Source organism: Lysobacter olei (genome assembly GCF_054777355.1).
Genome location: NZ_BAAHAT010000008.1, coordinates 17,357 through 34,318, shown reverse-complemented (window position 1 = coordinate 34,318; position 16,962 = coordinate 17,357). Strand labels below are relative to the sequence as shown.

14 protein-coding genes and 1 pseudogene are annotated in these 16,962 nt (G+C 67.1%); 11 read left to right on the top strand and 4 right to left on the bottom strand.

The window, feature by feature from the left end; translation table 11 throughout:
- Window positions 1-15 precede the first annotated feature (15 nt).
- From ACYVBS_RS12205 to lpxC, 5 genes are all read left to right on the top strand, one after another.
- Window positions 16-987, top strand: coding sequence for a D-alanine--D-alanine ligase (locus tag ACYVBS_RS12205; RefSeq protein ID WP_460824062.1), 972 nt, complete (start codon window positions 16-18; stop codon window positions 985-987).
- The gene (locus tag ACYVBS_RS12200; protein ID WP_460823939.1) at window positions 984-1,796 is read left to right on the top strand and encodes a cell division protein FtsQ/DivIB; all 813 of its coding nucleotides are present in this window, start codon (window positions 984-986) and stop codon (window positions 1,794-1,796) included. The genes ACYVBS_RS12205 and ACYVBS_RS12200 overlap by 4 nt, the downstream gene beginning before the upstream one ends.
- Window positions 1,793-3,028, top strand: coding sequence for a cell division protein FtsA (gene ftsA, locus ACYVBS_RS12195; protein WP_036138431.1), 1,236 nt, complete (start codon window positions 1,793-1,795; stop codon window positions 3,026-3,028). Before ACYVBS_RS12200 ends, ftsA begins: the two co-directional genes overlap by 4 nt.
- Before the next feature lie 180 nt (window positions 3,029-3,208).
- Window positions 3,209-4,480: a cell division protein FtsZ gene (gene ftsZ / locus ACYVBS_RS12190; protein ID WP_460823938.1), complete on the top strand. Its 1,272-nt coding sequence runs from the start codon at window positions 3,209-3,211 to the stop codon at window positions 4,478-4,480.
- 324 nt (window positions 4,481-4,804) lie between these two features.
- Window positions 4,805-5,713 carry a UDP-3-O-acyl-N-acetylglucosamine deacetylase gene (gene lpxC, locus ACYVBS_RS12185; RefSeq protein ID WP_460823937.1) on the top strand — a complete coding sequence of 303 codons (909 nt, stop codon included), beginning with the start codon at window positions 4,805-4,807 and terminating at the stop codon, window positions 5,711-5,713.
- Between the two features lie 303 nt (window positions 5,714-6,016).
- Here the strand turns inward: lpxC and ACYVBS_RS12180 are convergent, their stop codons facing one another.
- The gene (locus ACYVBS_RS12180) at window positions 6,017-6,388 is read right to left on the bottom strand and encodes a DciA family protein (protein ID WP_460823936.1); all 372 of its coding nucleotides are present in this window, start codon (window positions 6,386-6,388) and stop codon (window positions 6,017-6,019) included.
- A 67-nt stretch (window positions 6,389-6,455) separates the two neighbouring features.
- On the opposite strand from ACYVBS_RS12180, the gene ACYVBS_RS12175 reads away from it, so the two are divergent.
- From ACYVBS_RS12175 to coaE, 5 genes and pseudogenes are all read left to right on the top strand, one after another.
- On the top strand, window positions 6,456-7,379 hold the full coding sequence (locus ACYVBS_RS12175; protein ID WP_460823935.1) for a peptidoglycan DD-metalloendopeptidase family protein: 924 nt from the start codon (window positions 6,456-6,458) through the stop codon (window positions 7,377-7,379).
- Between the two features lie 111 nt (window positions 7,380-7,490).
- The gene (gene secA, locus ACYVBS_RS12170) at window positions 7,491-10,199 is read left to right on the top strand and encodes a preprotein translocase subunit SecA (protein WP_460823934.1); all 2,709 of its coding nucleotides are present in this window, start codon (window positions 7,491-7,493) and stop codon (window positions 10,197-10,199) included.
- Window positions 10,200-10,328: 129 nt separating this feature from the next.
- Window positions 10,329-10,745 (top strand): annotated as a pseudogene (mutT, locus tag ACYVBS_RS12165) (8-oxo-dGTP diphosphatase MutT); the annotation flags it as partial.
- A 63-nt stretch (window positions 10,746-10,808) separates the two neighbouring features.
- Entirely contained in the window at window positions 10,809-11,459 is a 651-nt protein-coding gene (locus ACYVBS_RS12160; RefSeq protein ID WP_460824061.1) for a thiamine phosphate synthase, read from the top strand.
- Window positions 11,460-11,473: 14 nt separating this feature from the next.
- The gene (coaE, locus tag ACYVBS_RS12155) at window positions 11,474-12,100 is read left to right on the top strand and encodes a dephospho-CoA kinase (RefSeq protein WP_460823933.1); all 627 of its coding nucleotides are present in this window, start codon (window positions 11,474-11,476) and stop codon (window positions 12,098-12,100) included.
- Window positions 12,101-12,124: 24 nt separating this feature from the next.
- Here the strand turns inward: coaE and ACYVBS_RS12150 are convergent, their stop codons facing one another.
- The 3 genes from ACYVBS_RS12150 to pilB are packed head-to-tail and all read right to left on the bottom strand — an operon-like array spanning window position 12,125 to window position 15,994.
- Complete coding sequence (locus ACYVBS_RS12150) at window positions 12,125-12,988, bottom strand: prepilin peptidase (protein ID WP_460823932.1); 864 nt, start codon at window positions 12,986-12,988, stop codon at window positions 12,125-12,127.
- 21 nt (window positions 12,989-13,009) lie between these two features.
- Window positions 13,010-14,266, bottom strand: coding sequence for a type II secretion system F family protein (locus tag ACYVBS_RS12145; RefSeq protein ID WP_460823931.1), 1,257 nt, complete (start codon window positions 14,264-14,266; stop codon window positions 13,010-13,012).
- Window positions 14,267-14,269: 3 nt separating this feature from the next.
- Window positions 14,270-15,994: a type IV-A pilus assembly ATPase PilB gene (pilB, locus tag ACYVBS_RS12140; protein ID WP_460823930.1), complete on the bottom strand. Its 1,725-nt coding sequence runs from the start codon at window positions 15,992-15,994 to the stop codon at window positions 14,270-14,272.
- 105 nt (window positions 15,995-16,099) lie between these two features.
- On the opposite strand from pilB, the gene ACYVBS_RS12135 reads away from it, so the two are divergent.
- A complete protein-coding gene (locus ACYVBS_RS12135; protein WP_460824060.1) occupies window positions 16,100-16,954 on the top strand; it encodes a glycosyltransferase family 2 protein in 855 nt (284 codons plus the stop codon).
- Window positions 16,955-16,962 lie beyond the last annotated feature (8 nt).

Below are 16,962 nucleotides of genomic sequence, written 5' to 3'. Positions count from 1 at the left end.
GTGCCGGCCCCCACCGTGCCCTTCGTCGCCCCGCGCGTCACCGACCCGGCCGTGTTCGGTCGCGTCGCCGTACTGATGGGCGGCACCAGTTCCGAGCGCGAGGTGTCGCTCGACTCCGGCCGCAACGTGCTCGACGCGCTGCGTGCCCACCACATCGACGCCTTCGCCGTGGACGGCATCCCCGCACTGGTGGAGGCGATCCGCGCCGGCAAGGTCGACCGCGTGTTCAACATTCTCCATGGCAACAAGGGTGGTGGCGAGGACGGCGTGCTGCAGGGCCTGCTCACCGCGCTGGGCGTGCCGTTCACCGGCTCGGACGTGCTCGGTTCCGCGCTGGCCATGGACAAGATCCGCACCAAGCAGGTGTGGCTGAGTGTCGGCCTGCCGACGCCGCGCTACGTGCGTCTGGCCAAGGGCGATGACGTGCACGCCGCCGCGCGCCAGATCGGCCTGCCGCTGATCATCAAGCCCTCCTGCGAAGGCTCCAGCGTCGGCGTCTCGCGCGTGCATGACGAGGCGGGCCTCGCCGATGCCGTCGCGCTCGCCGCGCGCTACCCCGGCGAGATGCTGATGGAGCAATTGGTGGTCGGCGACGAACTGACCGTCGGCATCCTCGCCAACGGCGAAGGCCACACCGCGCTGCCGTCGATCCGCATCGTGCCCAAGGGCGAGTGGTACGACTACAACGCCAAGTACATCGCCGAAGACACCCAGTACCTGTGCCCCGGTCTGGAAGGCGAGGCGGAAGCGGAGATCCAGCGCATCGCGCTCGCAGCGTTCCTCGCCGCCGGCTGCACCGGCTGGGGCCGCGTGGACGTGATGCGCGACCGCGCCACCGGCCAGTTCTACCTGCTCGAAGTGAACACCGCGCCGGGCATGACCAGTCACTCACTGGTGCCCAAGGCCGCGCGCCAAGTCGGCATCAGCTTCGAAGACCTGTGCTGGCGCGTGCTGGAGTCCAGCCTGCAAGGAGGTGCGGCGGCGTGAACGCCCTGCTGCGACTCGTCGGATGGCTGCTGGCGGTAGCACTGGTGGTGCTGCCGGTGGTGGCCGTGGTCAACGGCTGGGTGGGCGCGGGCCACTGGCCGCTGTCCAAGCTGCGCGTGACCGGCGAGTTTGAGCGGGTCGACGGCGCGCTGCTGCAGAAAACCCTGTTGCCGTACGCCAAGCGCGGTTTCTTCGCGGTCGACCTGGAAGCCGCGCGCAACGCGGTCGCCCGCCTGCCGTGGGTCGAGACCGCGGACGTGCGCAAGCGCTGGCCCGACGTGCTGGAAGTGCGCGTCACCGAGCACCATCCCTTCGCCCGCTGGGGCGAGGACCGCCTGCTGTCGGAAGAGGGTCGCCTGTTCCCCGCCAAGGGCGTGCAGGTCCCCAAGGGCCTGCCGCACCTGGGCGGCCCCGAGTCGCGGGTGCCCGAAGTGGTATCGCTTTACAACGAGTCGCGCGAACTGTTCGCGCCCATCGGCTTCAACGTCGACAAGCTGCAAATCGATGCGCGCGGCAGCTGGAGTCTGGTGCTGCAGAGCCGTGCGCGCACCACCGACGTCGCCGCCAGCGGCGCCGAAGTGGTGGTCGGTCGCAGCGAGGCGCGCGCCCGACTCAAGCGCTTCGTGCGGCTGATGCCGCAGTTGCTGGCGCAACAGGAGAAGGTGCTGACCCGCGCCGACCTCCGCTACACCAATGGTTTCGCGCTGTCCTGGGCGCCGGCGCCCAAGCCGTCCGCCGAGGACGCCCCCGTTTCCCCCACCGCACCGGCCATGCCGGGCGGCAGCACCACGCAGCAAGGACAGACATGAACCGCAAGGGTGACAAATCCCTGATCGTTGGCCTCGATATCGGCACCTCCAAGGTGGTGGCGCTGGTCGGTGAGTACTCGCCGGGCAATCCGATCGAGGTGATCGGCATCGGCTCGCATGAGTCGCGCGGCATGCGTCGTGGCGTGGTCGTGGACATCGACTCCACCGTGCAGTCCATCCAGCGCGCGATCGAGGAAGCCGAGCTGATGGCCGGCTGCGAGATCCGCTCGGTGTACGCCTCCATTTCCGGCAGCCACATCCAGTGCCGCAATTCGCAGGGCGTGGCGCCGATCCGCGATGGCGAAGTGACCCTGGCCGACCTGGACCGCGTGCTGGAAGCGGCCAAGGCCGTCGCCATTCCCGCCGACCAGAAGATCCTGCACGCCATCCCGCGCGACTACGTGCTCGACGGCTCGCAGGAAGGCATCCGCAACCCGGTCGGCATGACGGGCGTGCGCCTGGAAGTGCACGCGCACCTGGTCACCTGTGCCGGCGCCGCCGCCGCCAACATCACCAAGTGCGTGCAGAAGTGCGGCCTGCAGGTCGATGACCTGATCCTGGGCGTGCTGGCCTCCAGCAACGCCGTGCTGACCAGCGACGAGCGCGAGCTCGGCGTGGTGCTGGTCGACATGGGCGCCGGTACCACCGACATCGCCGTGTTTGTCGGCGGCGCGATCGCGCACAGCGCCAGCCTGCCGATTGCCGGCGACAAGGTCACCGAGGACATCGCGCACATGCTGCGCACGCCCACGCCCGAGGCCGAGCAGATCAAGGTGCGTTACGCCTGCGCGCTGGCGCAGATGGCGACCGCCGAGGAATCCATCCAGGTGCCGTCTGTGGGCGACCGCCCGCCGCGCCGCATGCCGCGCGCCTCGTTGGCGCAGGCCGTGCAGGCCCGTTACGAGGAAATCTTCGAGATGGTGCAGGCCGAACTGCGCCGCAGCGGCTTCGAACAGCACGTCCGCGCCGGCATGGTGCTGACCGGCGGCGCCGCCAAGATGGAAGGTGTGGTCGAGCTGGCCGAAGAGATGCTGCAGATGCCGGTGCGCGTGGGCATCCCCCAGCACGTCACGGGATTGGGCGAAGTGGTGGGCAACCCGGTGCACGCCACCGGCGTGGGCCTGCTGCTGATGGGCAGCCAGATCGAGAACCCGCGCCGGCCGGTGCTGCCCACCGGGCGTGCGGGCGGGTTCCTGAGCAAGTTGAAGAACTGGTATCGCGGCGAGTTCTGACGTCGCGGGTGCAAGACACGGCCACCGTGAGGGCGCGGCGGCCGGCGGAGTGGGGAAGGGGAGTCGAAGCGTGGTTGGAAGGCAGTCATAGGCAGGGATGCAGCGCCCGCCAGGGCGACACCCGAAGCAACGCAAACAACAACAGCAGCACACATAACTAGACAAATCGAGGACACGGACATGGCGCACTTTGAACTGGTTGAACAGATGGCCCCGAATGCGGTGATCAAGGTCATCGGCGTGGGCGGCGGCGGCGGCAACGCGGTCGCGCACATGGTCAATGGCAACGTCGACGGCGTGGAATTCATCACCGCCAACACCGACTCGCAGGCCATCAAGAATTGCGGCGCCAAGCTGCAGCTGCAGCTCGGTGGCAACGTCACCAAGGGCCTGGGCGCAGGCGCCAACCCGGAAGTCGGCCGCCAGGCCGCGCTGGAAGACCGCGAGCGCCTGATGGACGCGCTGCAGGGCGCCGACATGGTGTTCATCACCGCCGGCATGGGCGGCGGCACCGGCACCGGCGCCGCGCCGGTCGTGGCGCAGCTGGCAAAGGAGATGGGCATCCTGACCGTGGCCGTGGTCACCAAGCCGTTCCCGTTCGAAGGCCGCCGCCGCATGCAGGTCGCGCTCAAGGGCATCGAGGAACTGAGCCACCACTGCGACTCGCTGATCACCATTCCGAATGAAAAGCTGATCACCGTCCTCGGCCGCAACGCCACCATGATCCAGGCCTTCCGCGCCGCCAACGACGTGCTGCTGGGCGCCGTGCAGGGCATCGCCGACCTGATCGTGCGCCCGGGCCTGATCAACGTCGACTTCGCCGACGTGCGCACCGTGATGAGCGAGATGGGCCTGGCCATGATGGGCACCGGCAGCGCCCGCGGCGACGACCGCGCGCAGGCCGCCGCCGAGTCCGCCATCCAGAACCCGCTGCTGGACGACGTGAACCTGGCCGGCGCCAACGGCATCCTGGTCAACATCACCGCCGGCCCCGACTTCACCATGGCCGAGTTCGACGAAGTGGGCCGCACCATCGAAGGCTTCGCTTCCGAGGACGCCACCGTGGTGATCGGCACCGTGCTCGATCCGGACATGCAGGACGAGGTCAAGGTCACCGTGGTCGCCACCGGCCTGAACCGTGCCGCCGCCCGCCAGCCGATCCACGAGCGTGGCCGCGACACTGGCTTCCAGACCCACCGCCGCCCGCAGGTCGAACTGGTGCGCAGCCAGCCGCGCCTGGACGGCACCACCGGCCTGCCGATCGACGACGTGGCCGACGCCTTCGCGCCGACGGCCTCGTTCAACGCGGGCAGCCCGGCCATCCCGAGCTTCGGTGGCAGCCTGCGCAGCAACGCCGCGCGTCCGGCCGCCGAACCGGCCTCGAGCACCGGTGCAGCTGACTTCGACAGCTACCTCGACATCCCGGCCTTCCTCCGCCGCCAGGCGGACTGACCGGCGTCATCCCCCGGCGCCGTCGCCAGCGGCGCCTCGGGGCGTGTCCTGTCCCAGGGCCCCTGCAACGTGTCCCCGTTGCATGGGCCTGAGCAAGACCGTTTGCCCTCCCGCTTCGGGCAGGGCTTGTGGGTCGGTCGGCGGCGTCCGACCGGCCCGTTTTCCCGTCACTGTTGACGCTGGCGGGATGCTGCATTCCCGGTTTTCGCGGCTGTTCAGCATGCCCCGTGCTAATCTTCCGCGGCTGAAGTTGGGAGTGGTTCTCATTGGGCCGCCCCCATGAACCGGCCCACCCGCACTTGTCCCAAGGCCAATCCACCGCCGATGCCCCGCCAACGCACCCTCAAGAACGTGATCCGCGCCACCGGCGTGGGCCTGCACAGCGGTGAGAAAGTGTTCCTCACCCTGCGCCCGGCCGCCGTGGATACCGGCCTCGTGTTCCGGCGCGTGGACCTGGACCCGGTGATGGACATCCCCGCGCGGGCCGACCTGGTCACCGAGACCACGCTGTGCACCGGCCTGAGTTGCGGCCCGGCCAAGATCCAGACCGTCGAGCACCTGCTGTCGGCAATGGCCGGCCTGGGCATCGACAACGCGTACATCGACCTGTCGGCGCCGGAAGTGCCGATCATGGATGGCTCCGCCGGTCCGTTCGTGTTCCTGCTGCAGTCCGCCGGCATCGCCGAGCAGGACGCGCCCAAGCGCTTCATCCGCATCACCCGCCCGGTGGAAGTGCGCGACGGCGACAAGGTCGCCCGTTTCGAGCCGCACGACGGCTTCCGCATCGGCTTCACCGTGGAGTTCGACCATCCGGCCATCCCGGCCGCGCACTCCCGCGCCGAGATCGAGTTCTCCACCGCGTCGTACGTGAAGGAGGTGAGCCGCGCGCGCACCTTCGGCTTCATGCGCGACCTGGAGTACATGCGCGAGCGCAACCTGGGCCTGGGCGGCTCGATGGACAATGCAATCGTCCTCGACGAGTTCCGGGTGCTCAACGACGACGGCCTGCGCTACGCCGACGAGTTCGTGCGCCACAAGATCCTCGATGCGGTCGGCGACCTGTACCTGGCCGGCCACCCCATCATCGGCGCCTACGAGGGCTACAAGTCCGGCCATGCCCTCAACAACAAGCTGGTCCGCGCCCTGCTGGCCGAACAGGCCGCCTGGGAGCTGGTGAGCTTCCCCGACGAGGCGCCCGCGCCCGTCGTCTACGGCACCCCCGCGCCGGTCTGACGCCTGCGGCGCGGCGACCCGTCGCGCCATTCCCCCGGCCTGCGCTCCAGCCGCCCGCCGTTCCCCAGCCGGCCGCCCGGTGGGGTCGCCGCTGCCCGCTCGCCGTGCGCACGTACTAAAGGTTAACCCGGTCACGGACGTGAACATCCCGTGACGCTTTAACCTTTTCTTAACTAAAAGTTACCGAACAGCTTCCAAATGCTTAACAAAAGCAGGGGGAAGGGCCGCTAGGATGCCCCGTCCCCCCGGTAACGGACGGCCGCTACGCAGGTTGCGTGCCAAGCCATCCGCCTCCGGTAGGCGTCACTTGGACCCTGTGGGGTCAGGGTTCTTGAGTGACGCCAATGCCGCCTGCAGGTCTTTTTGTGCAGCCGCGGACATGGGGAAGGCCTTCCGCGTTGTCTGCCCAGGCGGTGCAACGGGGGGAGTTGTCTTGACGACGACTTCGGCCACGTCGAGTCCGAGGGAACGGGCCGCGTCGAGAATCTGGGGGGCGGCAAGCCGAAGCTTGGCATGCCACACCGGTGCATCGACGACGAACACGAGTCTGCCTCGATCAAGGTTGGCCACGCGTGCGTGTGCGGACAGTGAAGGGGGCAGGTGGGGACGTAACCGACGGTCCACGGTGTCGAGCCACAAGGCGCGACGCAATGTGTTTCCAGCCGGCGCCGCCATGAGCACATCGAGTGCTTCCTGGGGCGGGGGCGGGGAAGGCGGGGATCGGGAATCAGACATCGGACATATGACCTATCACTCCATCCTAAACAAATCGCAGGGACCGTTCTCGCGTTTCCTGCACCAGATGGCCCACAAGGGCGTGCGCAAGCCGCTGCTGGCCATCACCGTCCTGCTCGGCACCGGCGCCATCCTCGGCGGCGGCGCCAGCCTGGTCGTCACCGCGTCCATGCGCGCGGAGCTGCGCCAGCAGCAGGCCGAAGTCGAGACCATCCGCCGCGACGCCCAGCGCGAGGTCAATGCCCTGGCCGCCCGCCTTGGCGAGCTGCAGGCCGAGGCCAACCGCCTCAACGCCCTGGGCGAACGCCTGACCCGCATGGGCCAGCTGCAGGACGGCGAGTTCGACTTCGACAAGCCCGTGGGCGTGGGCGGCGGCGACGCCGTCGAGGACATGCCGGTGGGCGAGCTTACCGACGGCATGGACGACCTCAAGCGCAAGTTCGCCGCCTCCGGCGAGCAGTTGTCGGTGCTGGAGTCGCTGCTGTTCAACCGCCAGCTGGACCTCAATGCCGTGCCGTCGCGCGAGCCGATCCGCGACAGCTACATCACCTCCAGCTTCGGGGGCCGCGCCGACCCGATCAAGGGCGGCCGCCAGTTCCACAAGGGCATCGACTTCGAAGCCGACATCGGCGACCCGGTGCTGGCCGTGGCCGACGGCGTGGTCAGCTTTTCCGGCGACCGCTCGGGCTATGGCCATACCGTGGAAATCGACCACGGCAACGGCTTCGTCACCCGCTACGCGCACAATTCGCGCCTGACCCGCCGCATCGGCGAGCTGGTCCGCGCCGGCAGCGAAATCGCCAAGGCCGGCTCGTCGGGCCGTTCCACCGGCGCCCACGTGCACTTCGAGGTCTGGCAGAACGGCGCGGTGGTCAACCCGCGCAACTTCCTGAGCCAGCAGTCCCCGCTCAAGGTCAAGGTCCGCGGCTGAGGGCGACGGCGGGGCGCTTGAAAGCGCGCTCACCCGCCACCACGCTAGAATGGATGACCGCCAAGACAGGGCGCCCGGCGCCCTGTTTTCTTTTCCGCTTCGGAACCCTCCATGCTCAACAGCCTGCTCACCCGCGTTTTCGGCAGCCGCAACGATCGCCTGCTGCGCCAACTGCAACGCACCGTCACCAAGATCAACGCGCTTGAGTCCGAGGTCCAGAAGCTCAGCGACAGCGAGCTGCAGGCCAAGACCCCCGAATTCCAGAAGCGCATCGCCGATGGCGAGTCGCTGGACAAGATCCTTCCCGAAGCCTTTGCCGTGTGCCGCGAGGCCGCCAAGCGCGTGCTGGGCATGCGCCACTACGACGTGCAGCTGATCGGCGGCATGGTGCTGCACCTGGGCAAGATCGCCGAGATGCGCACCGGCGAAGGCAAGACCCTGGTCGGCACGCTGCCCGTGTACCTCAACGCGCTCGAGGGCAAGGGCGTGCACGTGGTCACCGTCAACGACTACCTGGCCCGCCGCGACTCGGCGTGGATGGGCAAGCTGTACAACTGGCTGGGCCTGAGCGTGGGCGTGGTGTATCCCGGCATGCCGCACAGCGACAAGGCCGCCGCCTACGCCGCCGACATCACCTACGGCACCAACAATGAATTCGGCTTCGACTACCTGCGCGACAACATGGCGCTGGCCAAGGAAGACCGTTTCCAGCGCGGCCTGCACTATGCCATCGTCGACGAAGTGGACTCGATCCTGATCGACGAAGCGCGCACCCCGCTGATCATCTCCGGCCCGGCCGACGAGTCGCCGGAGCTGTACATCAAGGTCAACCGCATCGTTCCGCAACTCACCCGCCAGGCCACCGAAGAAGGCGAGGGCGACTTCTGGGTGGACGAGAAGGGCAAGCAGGTGCACATGTCCGAGGCCGGCCAGGAGCACGCCGAGGCGCTGCTGCGCGCCGCCGGCATCCTGGGCGAGGACGAGGACCTGTACGACCCGCGCAACCTGAGCGTGGTGCACCACCTCAACGCCGCGATGCGCGCGCACGCCATCTACCAGCGTGACGTGGACTACATCGTGCGCGATGGCGAAGTGATCATCGTCGACGAGTTCACCGGACGCACGCTGTCCGGCCGTCGCTGGTCCGACGGCCTGCACCAGGCGGTGGAGGCGAAGGAAGGCGTGCCGGTGCAGCGCGAAAACCAGACGCTGGCCAGCATCACGTTCCAGAACCTGTTCCGCATGTACAAGAAGCTGGCCGGCATGACCGGTACGGCGGACACCGAGGCTTACGAATTCCAGAGCATCTACGGCCTGGAAGTGATCGTGATCCCGACCAACAAGCCGGTGCAGCGCAAGGACTACCCGGACGCGGTGTTCCTCAACCGCCCCGGCAAGTACCGCGCCGTGGTCAACGAGATCAAGGCCGCCAATGCCAAGGGCCAGCCGGTGCTGGTCGGCACCACCTCGATCGAGGTGTCGGAACTGCTCAGCCAGCAGCTGACCGAAGCGGGCATCACCCACGAAGTGCTCAACGCCAAGCAGCACGAGCGCGAAGCGCACATCGTCGCGCAGGCCGGCCGTCCGGGTGCGATCACCATCGCCACCAACATGGCCGGCCGCGGTACCGACATCGTGCTGGGCGGCTCGCTGGAGGCCGAACTGGCCGCGCTGGAAGCCGAAGGCGAAGTCGATGAGGCCACCAAGGCCCGCCTGAAGGCCGAGTGGCAGCAGCGCCACGACGCGGTCAAGGCCGCCGGCGGCCTGCACATCGTGGGCACCGAACGCCACGAGAGCCGCCGCATCGACAACCAGCTGCGCGGCCGCGCCGGCCGCCAGGGTGACCCGGGCTCGTCCCGCTTCTACCTGTCGCTGGAAGACAACCTGATGCGCATCTTCGCCGCCGACTGGGTGCAGAAGGTCATGGCGCGCATGGGCCTGAAGGAAGACGACGTCATCGAGAGCGGCCTGGTCACCAAGCAGATCGCCAACGCGCAGCGCAAGGTCGAGGCCCACAACTTCGACATCCGCAAGAACCTGCTCGACTTCGACGACGTCAACAACGACCAGCGCAAGGTCATCTACGGCCAGCGCAACGAGTTGCTGGACGCCGAGGACATCCAGGACAACATCCTGGGAATCCGCGAGGACGTGGTGGGCGACATCGTCGAGCGCTTCGTGCCGACCAACTCGGTGGACGAGCAGTGGGACCTGCCGGGCCTGGAAGCCACGCTGGCCGAAGAGATGGGCGTGCGCGTGGACCTGCAGGGCCTGGTCAAGCAGCACGAGGAGCTGGATGCCGAAGGCATCGCCGAGCACGTGCGCAAGGCCGTGGACGAGTACTTCAGCACGCGTGAGCAGGCGCTGGGCGCCGAGACCATGCGCATGCTGGAGCGCCACATCATGCTCAACGTGCTGGACCAGAACTGGAAGGAGCACCTGGCCCGCATGGACTACCTGCGCCAGGGCATCCACCTGCGCGGCTACGCGCAGAAGCAGCCCAAGCAGGAGTACAAGAAGGAAGCCTTCGAGCTGTTCTCCGACATGCTGGAGAAGGTCAAGCGCGAAGTGACCACCTTCCTGGCGCGCGTGCGCATCCAGACCGAGGACGAGATCGCGCAGATGGAAGCGCAGGAGCGCGCCCAGGCCGAAGCCCAGGCCCGCCAGATGCAGTTCCAGCATGCCGATGCCGGCGGTTTTGGCGCCGACGAGGAAGCCGCGCAGGTCAGCGAGGCCGCCTTCGCCAACGTTAGCCGCAACGACCCCTGCCCGTGCGGCAGCGGCAAGAAGTACAAGCACTGCCATGGACAGCTCGCCTGAGCGAACGTGCCTGCGCAGTACCCGCGACCGGCCCGGTAACCCCGGGCCCGCGGCGAGCCCCCACCCCAACGGCGCCCATGTCCCCTCCGCGGGCCGTGGGCGTTGTTGCATGGACGCAATGAAAATCCCATGACCCGAAGTATCGAAGTGGTGGCCGGCGTGATCCGCGACGCGCGCGGCCGCATCCTGCTGGCCCGTCGCACCGAGGGCCGCGATCTGGCCGGTCTGTGGGAGTTCCCCGGCGGCAAGCGCGAGCCGGGTGAGTCACCCGAAGGCGCCCTGGTGCGCGAGCTGCGCGAGGAGCTCGGCATCGAGGCGCAGGTCGGCGAGCACGTCATCACCGTCCCGCAGCAGTACCCCGACAAACGCCTGACCCTGGACGTGCGCGAAGTGCGCGCCTTCAGCGGCACCGCGCGCGGCCGCGAGGGGCAGGCGCTGGTGTGGGTGCCCCCGCACAAGCTGGCCGCCTACGAGATGCCGCCCGCCGACGTGCCGGTGGTGGCCGCATTGGGGCAGCCGGACCGCTACCTCGTGACCCCGGATCCCGGGGCGGCCATCGCACCCGTGGGTGACGCCGCCAGCGCGGGCTTGCCGCAGGGCGAAGATCCCATGGGGCCGCCCGGAAGCACGCGGGACCTTGGGCGCGCCGCTGCGGCCAGCGTCTTGTCGGCGGTGGACCGGGTGGTGGGCAATCTGGGCCAACTCGGACAGCGCCTGCGCCGCGAGGCGCCGCCGCTCACCCCGGCCGAGCAGCGCTGGCTGCAGGCCCTGGACCGGGCCCTCGCCAACGGCATCCGGCGCGTCCAACTCCGCGCCCACGGCCATGACCCGGCGCGCTGGCCCATGCTCGCGGCCTTGGCCGTGGCGCGCTGCAAAGCCGCCCGTGCCGAGGCGCTGGTCAATGGCGATGCCACCCTGGCCGCCCAGCTGGGCATCGGCCTGCACCTGCGCGCCGCCCAGCTGGCCGAGCCCGCGCGCCGCCCCATGCCCGCCGGCGTGCCGTTGGCCGCGTCGTGCCACACGCTCGAAGACCTGCGCCGTGCCCAGGACCTGGGCTGCGACTTCGCCGTCGTCGGCAGCCTGAAGCCCACCCCCAGCCACCCCGGCGACCCCGGCATTGGCTGGGAGGCCTTCGCGCGCCTGCGCGAGGCGGTCTCGCTGCCGCTCTACGCCATTGGCGGCCTCGGCGCCGCCGACCTGCCCGAAGCTCGTCGCCACGGCGCACAGGGCGTCGCGGCCATCCGCGCGTGGTGGGGCTGACCTATCATCCGCGGATGAGCAACTACATCGTGGCCGTCACCGGCGGCATCGCCTCGGGCAAGAGCGAGGTCACCCGCCGTTTCGAAGCGCTTGGCGTGACCGTGGCCGATGCCGACATCGCCGCCCGTGAGGCCGTGGCCCCTGGCTCGCCCGGTTTGGCGGAAGTGGTGGCCACGTTCGGCGAAGGCGTCCTGGCCCCCGACGGCAGCCTGGATCGCGCCGCCATGCGCCAGCGCGTGTTTGGCAACGACGCTGCCCGCCGCCAGCTGGAAGCCATCATCCACCCGCGTGTGCGCGCCCAGATGCAGGCAGCCTGCCGCGCCGCCCCCGGTCCGTATGCGATTGCCGCCATCCCGCTGTTGGCCGAAGGCGGCGGACGCGAAGCCTACCCGTGGCTGGACCGCATCCTGGTGGTGGACGTGCCCCCCGAGGTGCAGCAGGCCCGCCTGATGGCCCGCGACGGCAGTGACGCCGGCTTAGCGCAGCGCATGATCGCCGCGCAGGCCACCCGCGAGCAGCGGCTGGCGGTAGCCGACGACGTGATCGTCAACAACGGGCCGCTGGAGGCCCTGCAAGGCCACGTGGAGGCACTGGACCGCCTGTATCGGCGTTTGGCCCTGGAAGCGCGCGAGGGCGCCTGAGGCCGAGCCGCGAGCCGCAGCGGGTCAGGCCAGCCCGGCCAGCTTCAGGTAACCGTCCACCAGTTGCTCGCCCCAGAAGAAGGTGATCCACCCGGCAATGGCCAAGTACGGGCCAAACGGAATCGGCGTGGCGCGATCGCGGCCCTTGGCCGCCAGCCAGATCGACCCGATGATCGCGCCGACCAGCGACGAGAGCAGGACGGTCGGCAGGATGCCCTTGAGCCCCACCCACGCGCCCAGCGCGGCCAGCAGCTTGAAGTCGCCGTGGCCCATGCCCTCCTTGCCGGTGAGCTGCTTGAAGACCCACCACACGCTCCAAAGACTCACGTAGCCGGCCACCGCGCCCAGCAGCGCCGGCTTGGCCGTCATGTACAGGTTGTCCGACGCGGCGATCAGCCCCAGCCACATCAGCGGCAGCGTCAGCTGGTCGGGCAGCAACTGGGTACGCAGGTCGATCCCTGACATGGCGATCAGGAAGCCCGTGAACACCATCGCGCCGAAACCCTGCCAGCCGAAACCAAAGCGCCACACGCACGCCAGGAACAGCAGCATGGTCAGCAGCTCCACCAGCGGATACTGCGGGGAGATGGGCGCCTTGCAGCTGCGGCACTTGCCGCCCAGCGCCAGCCAGCTGGCCACCGGGATGTTCTCGTACCAGCTCAGCTGGTGCTTGCAGTGCGGGCAGTGCGAGCGCTCCACCACGATGCCGGGCGGGGGCGGATCGTAGGTGTCCGGCTCGCCAAGGATCTCGCGGCTGTCGCGCTTCCACTGCCACTCCATGCGGCGCGGCAGCCGCAGGATGACCACGTTCAGGAAGCTGCCGACAAGCAGGCCAAGGCCGGCCGCCAGCGGAAAACCGATGGCGGGGTTCTGGTCTAGGAAAGCCATTGCGTGGTGGAGTCCTGCAGATTAGATGGTGGCGGCAAGCTTGAAGATCGGGAGGTACATGCCAACGACCATCGACCCAACAATGACACCCAAAATGATCATGATCAGCGGCTCGAGCAGGCTGGACAATGCGTCCACCGCATTGTTGACCTCTTGCTCGTAGAACTCGGCGACCTTGAACAACATGTCGTCCAGCGCACCCGCTTCTTCACCGATGGCGACCATCTGGGTCACCATGTGCGGAAACAGATTGGTCTGCTTCATCGCCATGTTCATCTGATAGCCCACGGCAACGTCGTCGCGGATGCGGTACACGGCATTTTCATACACCTGGTTGCCGGTTGCGCCCGCGACCGTGGTCAACGCCTCTACCAGCGGGACGCCTGCCTTGAATGTCACTGCCGTTGTGCGGGCGAACCGGGCAATCGAGGAATGATGCAGGATTTGGCCCACCACGGGCAGCTTGAGCATCATCCGATCAAGAAAGTTTGCGAACGCAGGCGATCGGTTCTTGGCCATCACCAAGGCGGTAATTGAGCCTGCAACCACCGCCAGTACCGCCCACCAATAGGCAATCATGAAATCACTGGCTGACAGAATCAGCTGGGTAAAAGCGGGCAGTTCCGCGCCGAAGCTCTCGAACGTCTTCTCAAATTGCGGCACGACAAAGATCAACAGGATCGCACTTACGATGATGGCCACCGCAATTACAGTCGCGGGATAGAACAGCGCCTTCTTGATCTTGCCCTTGAGAGACTCGATGTTCTCTTTGTAGCTGGCAATCGTATCGAGCACGGTTTCCAGGACGCCTGCGGTCTCCCCCGCCTTGACGAGGTTGCGATACAGTTCATCGAACTGCACCGGATGCTTGGATAGCGCTTCGCTGAAGGCAGAACCGCTTTCAATATCAGCCCGCAATGAGTTGACCAGCTCCTTCATCTTTGGGTTTTTCTGCCCGCCGGCCAGAATCTCCAGCGAGGACACGATCGGCACACCAGACTTCATCATGGTGGCGATCTGCCGGCTGAACACCGCAATATCACCCTGTGTGATGCGCTTGCCTGCACCGCCAAACATGGGTTTGGGCTTGGGCTTCACCACCGTGGGCGTGATCCCCTGGCGCCGCAACTCGGCACGCAGCACATTGGCGCTTTTGGAGACCTGCTCACCCTTCATGGTCACGCCGCGCTTGTCCTTGCCCTCCCAGACAAAGATCGGTAGCGCGTCCTTACGGCGCACCGGTGTGGTCTGCTTGGCGGCGGTTCGCGTCACGGCCATGGCTTAGTCCTTGGTCACACGGTTGATTTCGGTGAGGCTGGTAATGCCGTCCTTGACCTTACGCAGGGCGGAACGACGCAAGTCGGACACCCCAGCACGCTCGGCGGCTTGGGCAATCTGCAATGCGTTCCCCCCCGCGAGGATGATCTCCTGGATCTCCTCGGTCATGGGCATCACCTGATAAATGCCCGTTCTCCCTTTATACCCTTCCGTGCAGTCAGGGCAACCCGCAGGCTCGTAAATCGTGAGTCCGGCCGCGATTTCCTCGGGCGTGAAGCCCTCCGCTAGCAGGGCGTGCTCCGGCAGGTCGACCTTGCGTTTACAGTCGTGCAGTCGGCGCGCCAGGCGCTGGGCGATGACCAGCGTGACGGAACTGGTGATGTTGAACGGCGCCACGCCCATGTTCATCAGGCGGGCGATCGTCTGGGGGGCGTCGTTGGTGTGCAGGGTGGACAGCACCATGTGGCCCGTCTGGGCCGCCTTGATGCCGATCTCGGCGGTTTCGAGGTCGCGGATTTCGCCCACCATGATCACGTCCGGGTCCTGGCGCAGGAAGCTGCGTAGGGCGGCGGCGAAGGTCATGCCTCGCTTGAGGTTCATCTGTACCTGGTTGATGCCCGGCACGCGTATTTCGACCGGGTCTTCGACCGTCGAGATGTTGCGGTGCTCATCGTTGAGAATGTTCAGGGCGGTATACAACGACACCGTCTTACCCGAACCAGTTGGGCCGGTGACCAACACCATTCCATAGGGCTTGTGGATCGCCTCCAAGAAGGCGGCCTTCTGCTCTTCCTCGTAGCCCAGCTTGTCGATGCCCAGCTTGGCCGCGCCACCGTCCAGAATTCGCAGCACCACCTTCTCGCCAAACAAGGTCGGCAGAGTGCTGACGCGGAAGTCGATCTGCTTACTCTTGCTCAGGTTGAGCTTGATTCGGCCGTCCTGGGGGACGCGCTTCTCGGCGATGTCCAGTTGGGCCATGACCTTGAGGCGGGCGGCGATGCGGGGGGCCAGCTTGGGCGGCACTTTGGCCACTTGCTTCAACATGCCATCAATACGCAGGCGTACGCGATAGTCGGACTCGTAGGGCTCAAAGTGGATGTCGGACGCACCACGACGAATTGCATCTACAAGCACCTTGTTGACGAACTTGACCACGGGGGTATCGTCGCCCTTGGCATCCACCCCTGTGTCGCCGCCCGCCAGTTCGTCCTCTCCGCCGGAGACGTCCAGCTTCTCCAAGCCTTCGCCGTCGTCCATGTCGCCCGCCAAGGCGTCGGCGGCCGCCAGCCACTGGTCCAAGGTTCGGCGAATGCGCTCTTCGTCGACCAACACGGTTTCCACCCCGAGGTTGGTCTGGAACTTGATGGCATCCAACGCGGAGGTATTCGTGGGGTCGGAAACACCAATGAATAGCTTGTTTCCCCTCTTGAACAGGGGCAGGACGTTGTGCTTGCGGACCAACTCTTCGTCCACCAACTTGACCGCTGCCTGGCCGGGGTCCAAGGCGTTGACGTCAAACAGGGGGGTGCCGAACTCCATAGAGTTCGCGGCGGCAAGCTGGGCACTGGTGACAACTCGGTTTTCTGCCAAGTAGGCGGCAAGGGGCTTTCGCTCGGCCGTTGCGGCGCTCATGGTCTCCCGCGCGCGGCCTTCATCGAGGGCCCCGTCCATGACCAGACGGCGGGCAATGCCGGTGATACCCAACAGGTTGGCGGTGCTGACGCTCATGTTGACCCCTTCACTACTCGTAATAGAGCCCCCACTTGAAAGGCGGGACGCATGTCCTTCCCCCGTGGCTCCGTATCGCCTAGGCTAGCCCACCAAGGGGGCTGCATGCGACTTTCGATAGTACTACCCGCCAAAAACGAAGCGGAGGGCTTGGCGGGGACATTGCCGGCATTGGTCTCACTTTTCCCGGAGGCGGAAATCATCGTGGTCGACGACGGCTCGACCGACGAAACAGCGGCCGTCGCCCACGCCGCCGGCGTGCGAGTATTGTCTTCCCCCTACGCGATGGGCAATGGCGCGGCGATCAAGCGTGGCGCCCGCGCTGCCGGCGGGGATGTCATCGTGTTCATGGATGCTGACGGGCAGCATGACCCGGCATTCATTCCCCAATTGCTACGGCAGATTGAGGCGGGCTATGACATGGCCGTGGGCGCCCGAGACGGCTCAGGGCAAGCCAACTTTCACCGCGGGCTGGCCAACTACGCGTACAACACGCTCGCCACCTGGATGACAGGGCACAAGATCCCCGACCTTACGTCGGGTTTCCGTGCCGTCAGGGCCGAACGCTTCCGCGAGTTCCTGCACCTGCTGCCCAACGGGTTCAGCTACCCGACCACCTCCACCATGGCCTTCTTCCGCAGCGCCTTTCCGGTCGCCTACGTGCCCGTTCCCGTTGCACGGCGGGTTGGCAGCGGGAGCCACATCCGACCGATCAAGGACGGCGTCCGCTTCCTGCTGATCATCTTCAGGATCGCCACGCTGTATTCGCCGTTGAAGCTGTTCGCCCCGATAGGCCTGGCCTTCGGGCTGACGGGCGCCGGCTACTACGGCTACACGTATGCCACCGAACAGCGCTTCACCAATATGAGCATGCTGCTTCTCAGTGCGGCGGTGATCATCTTCCTGATCGGGCTGGTCTCGGAGCAGATCACCAGCCTGACGTACCGCCGCATCGACTAGCGAGCGAC

What these genes read in the sequence shown, in the direction of transcription:
- secA (WP_460823934.1), top strand. Translation starts at nt 7,491, where the DNA reads ATGCTCAACAGCCTGCTCACCCGCGTTTTCGGCAGCCGCAACGATCGC.
- ACYVBS_RS12150 (WP_460823932.1), bottom strand. Translation starts at nt 12,988, where the DNA reads ATGGCTTTCCTAGACCAGAACCCCGCCATCGGTTTTCCGCTGGCGGCC.
- ftsA (WP_036138431.1), top strand. Translation starts at nt 1,793, where the DNA reads ATGAACCGCAAGGGTGACAAATCCCTGATCGTTGGCCTCGATATCGGC.
- ACYVBS_RS12160 (WP_460824061.1), top strand. Translation starts at nt 10,809, where the DNA reads ATGGGGCCGCCCGGAAGCACGCGGGACCTTGGGCGCGCCGCTGCGGCC.
- ftsZ (WP_460823938.1), top strand. Translation starts at nt 3,209, where the DNA reads ATGGCGCACTTTGAACTGGTTGAACAGATGGCCCCGAATGCGGTGATC.
- ACYVBS_RS12175 (WP_460823935.1), top strand. Translation starts at nt 6,456, where the DNA reads ATGACCTATCACTCCATCCTAAACAAATCGCAGGGACCGTTCTCGCGT.
- lpxC (WP_460823937.1), top strand. Translation starts at nt 4,805, where the DNA reads ATGCCCCGCCAACGCACCCTCAAGAACGTGATCCGCGCCACCGGCGTG.
- ACYVBS_RS12135 (WP_460824060.1), top strand. Translation starts at nt 16,100, where the DNA reads ATGCGACTTTCGATAGTACTACCCGCCAAAAACGAAGCGGAGGGCTTG.
- ACYVBS_RS12145 (WP_460823931.1), bottom strand. Translation starts at nt 14,266, where the DNA reads ATGGCCGTGACGCGAACCGCCGCCAAGCAGACCACACCGGTGCGCCGT.
- ACYVBS_RS12180 (WP_460823936.1), bottom strand. Translation starts at nt 6,388, where the DNA reads ATGGCGGCGCCGGCTGGAAACACATTGCGTCGCGCCTTGTGGCTCGAC.
- coaE (WP_460823933.1), top strand. Translation starts at nt 11,474, where the DNA reads ATGAGCAACTACATCGTGGCCGTCACCGGCGGCATCGCCTCGGGCAAG.
- pilB (WP_460823930.1), bottom strand. Translation starts at nt 15,994, where the DNA reads ATGAGCGTCAGCACCGCCAACCTGTTGGGTATCACCGGCATTGCCCGC.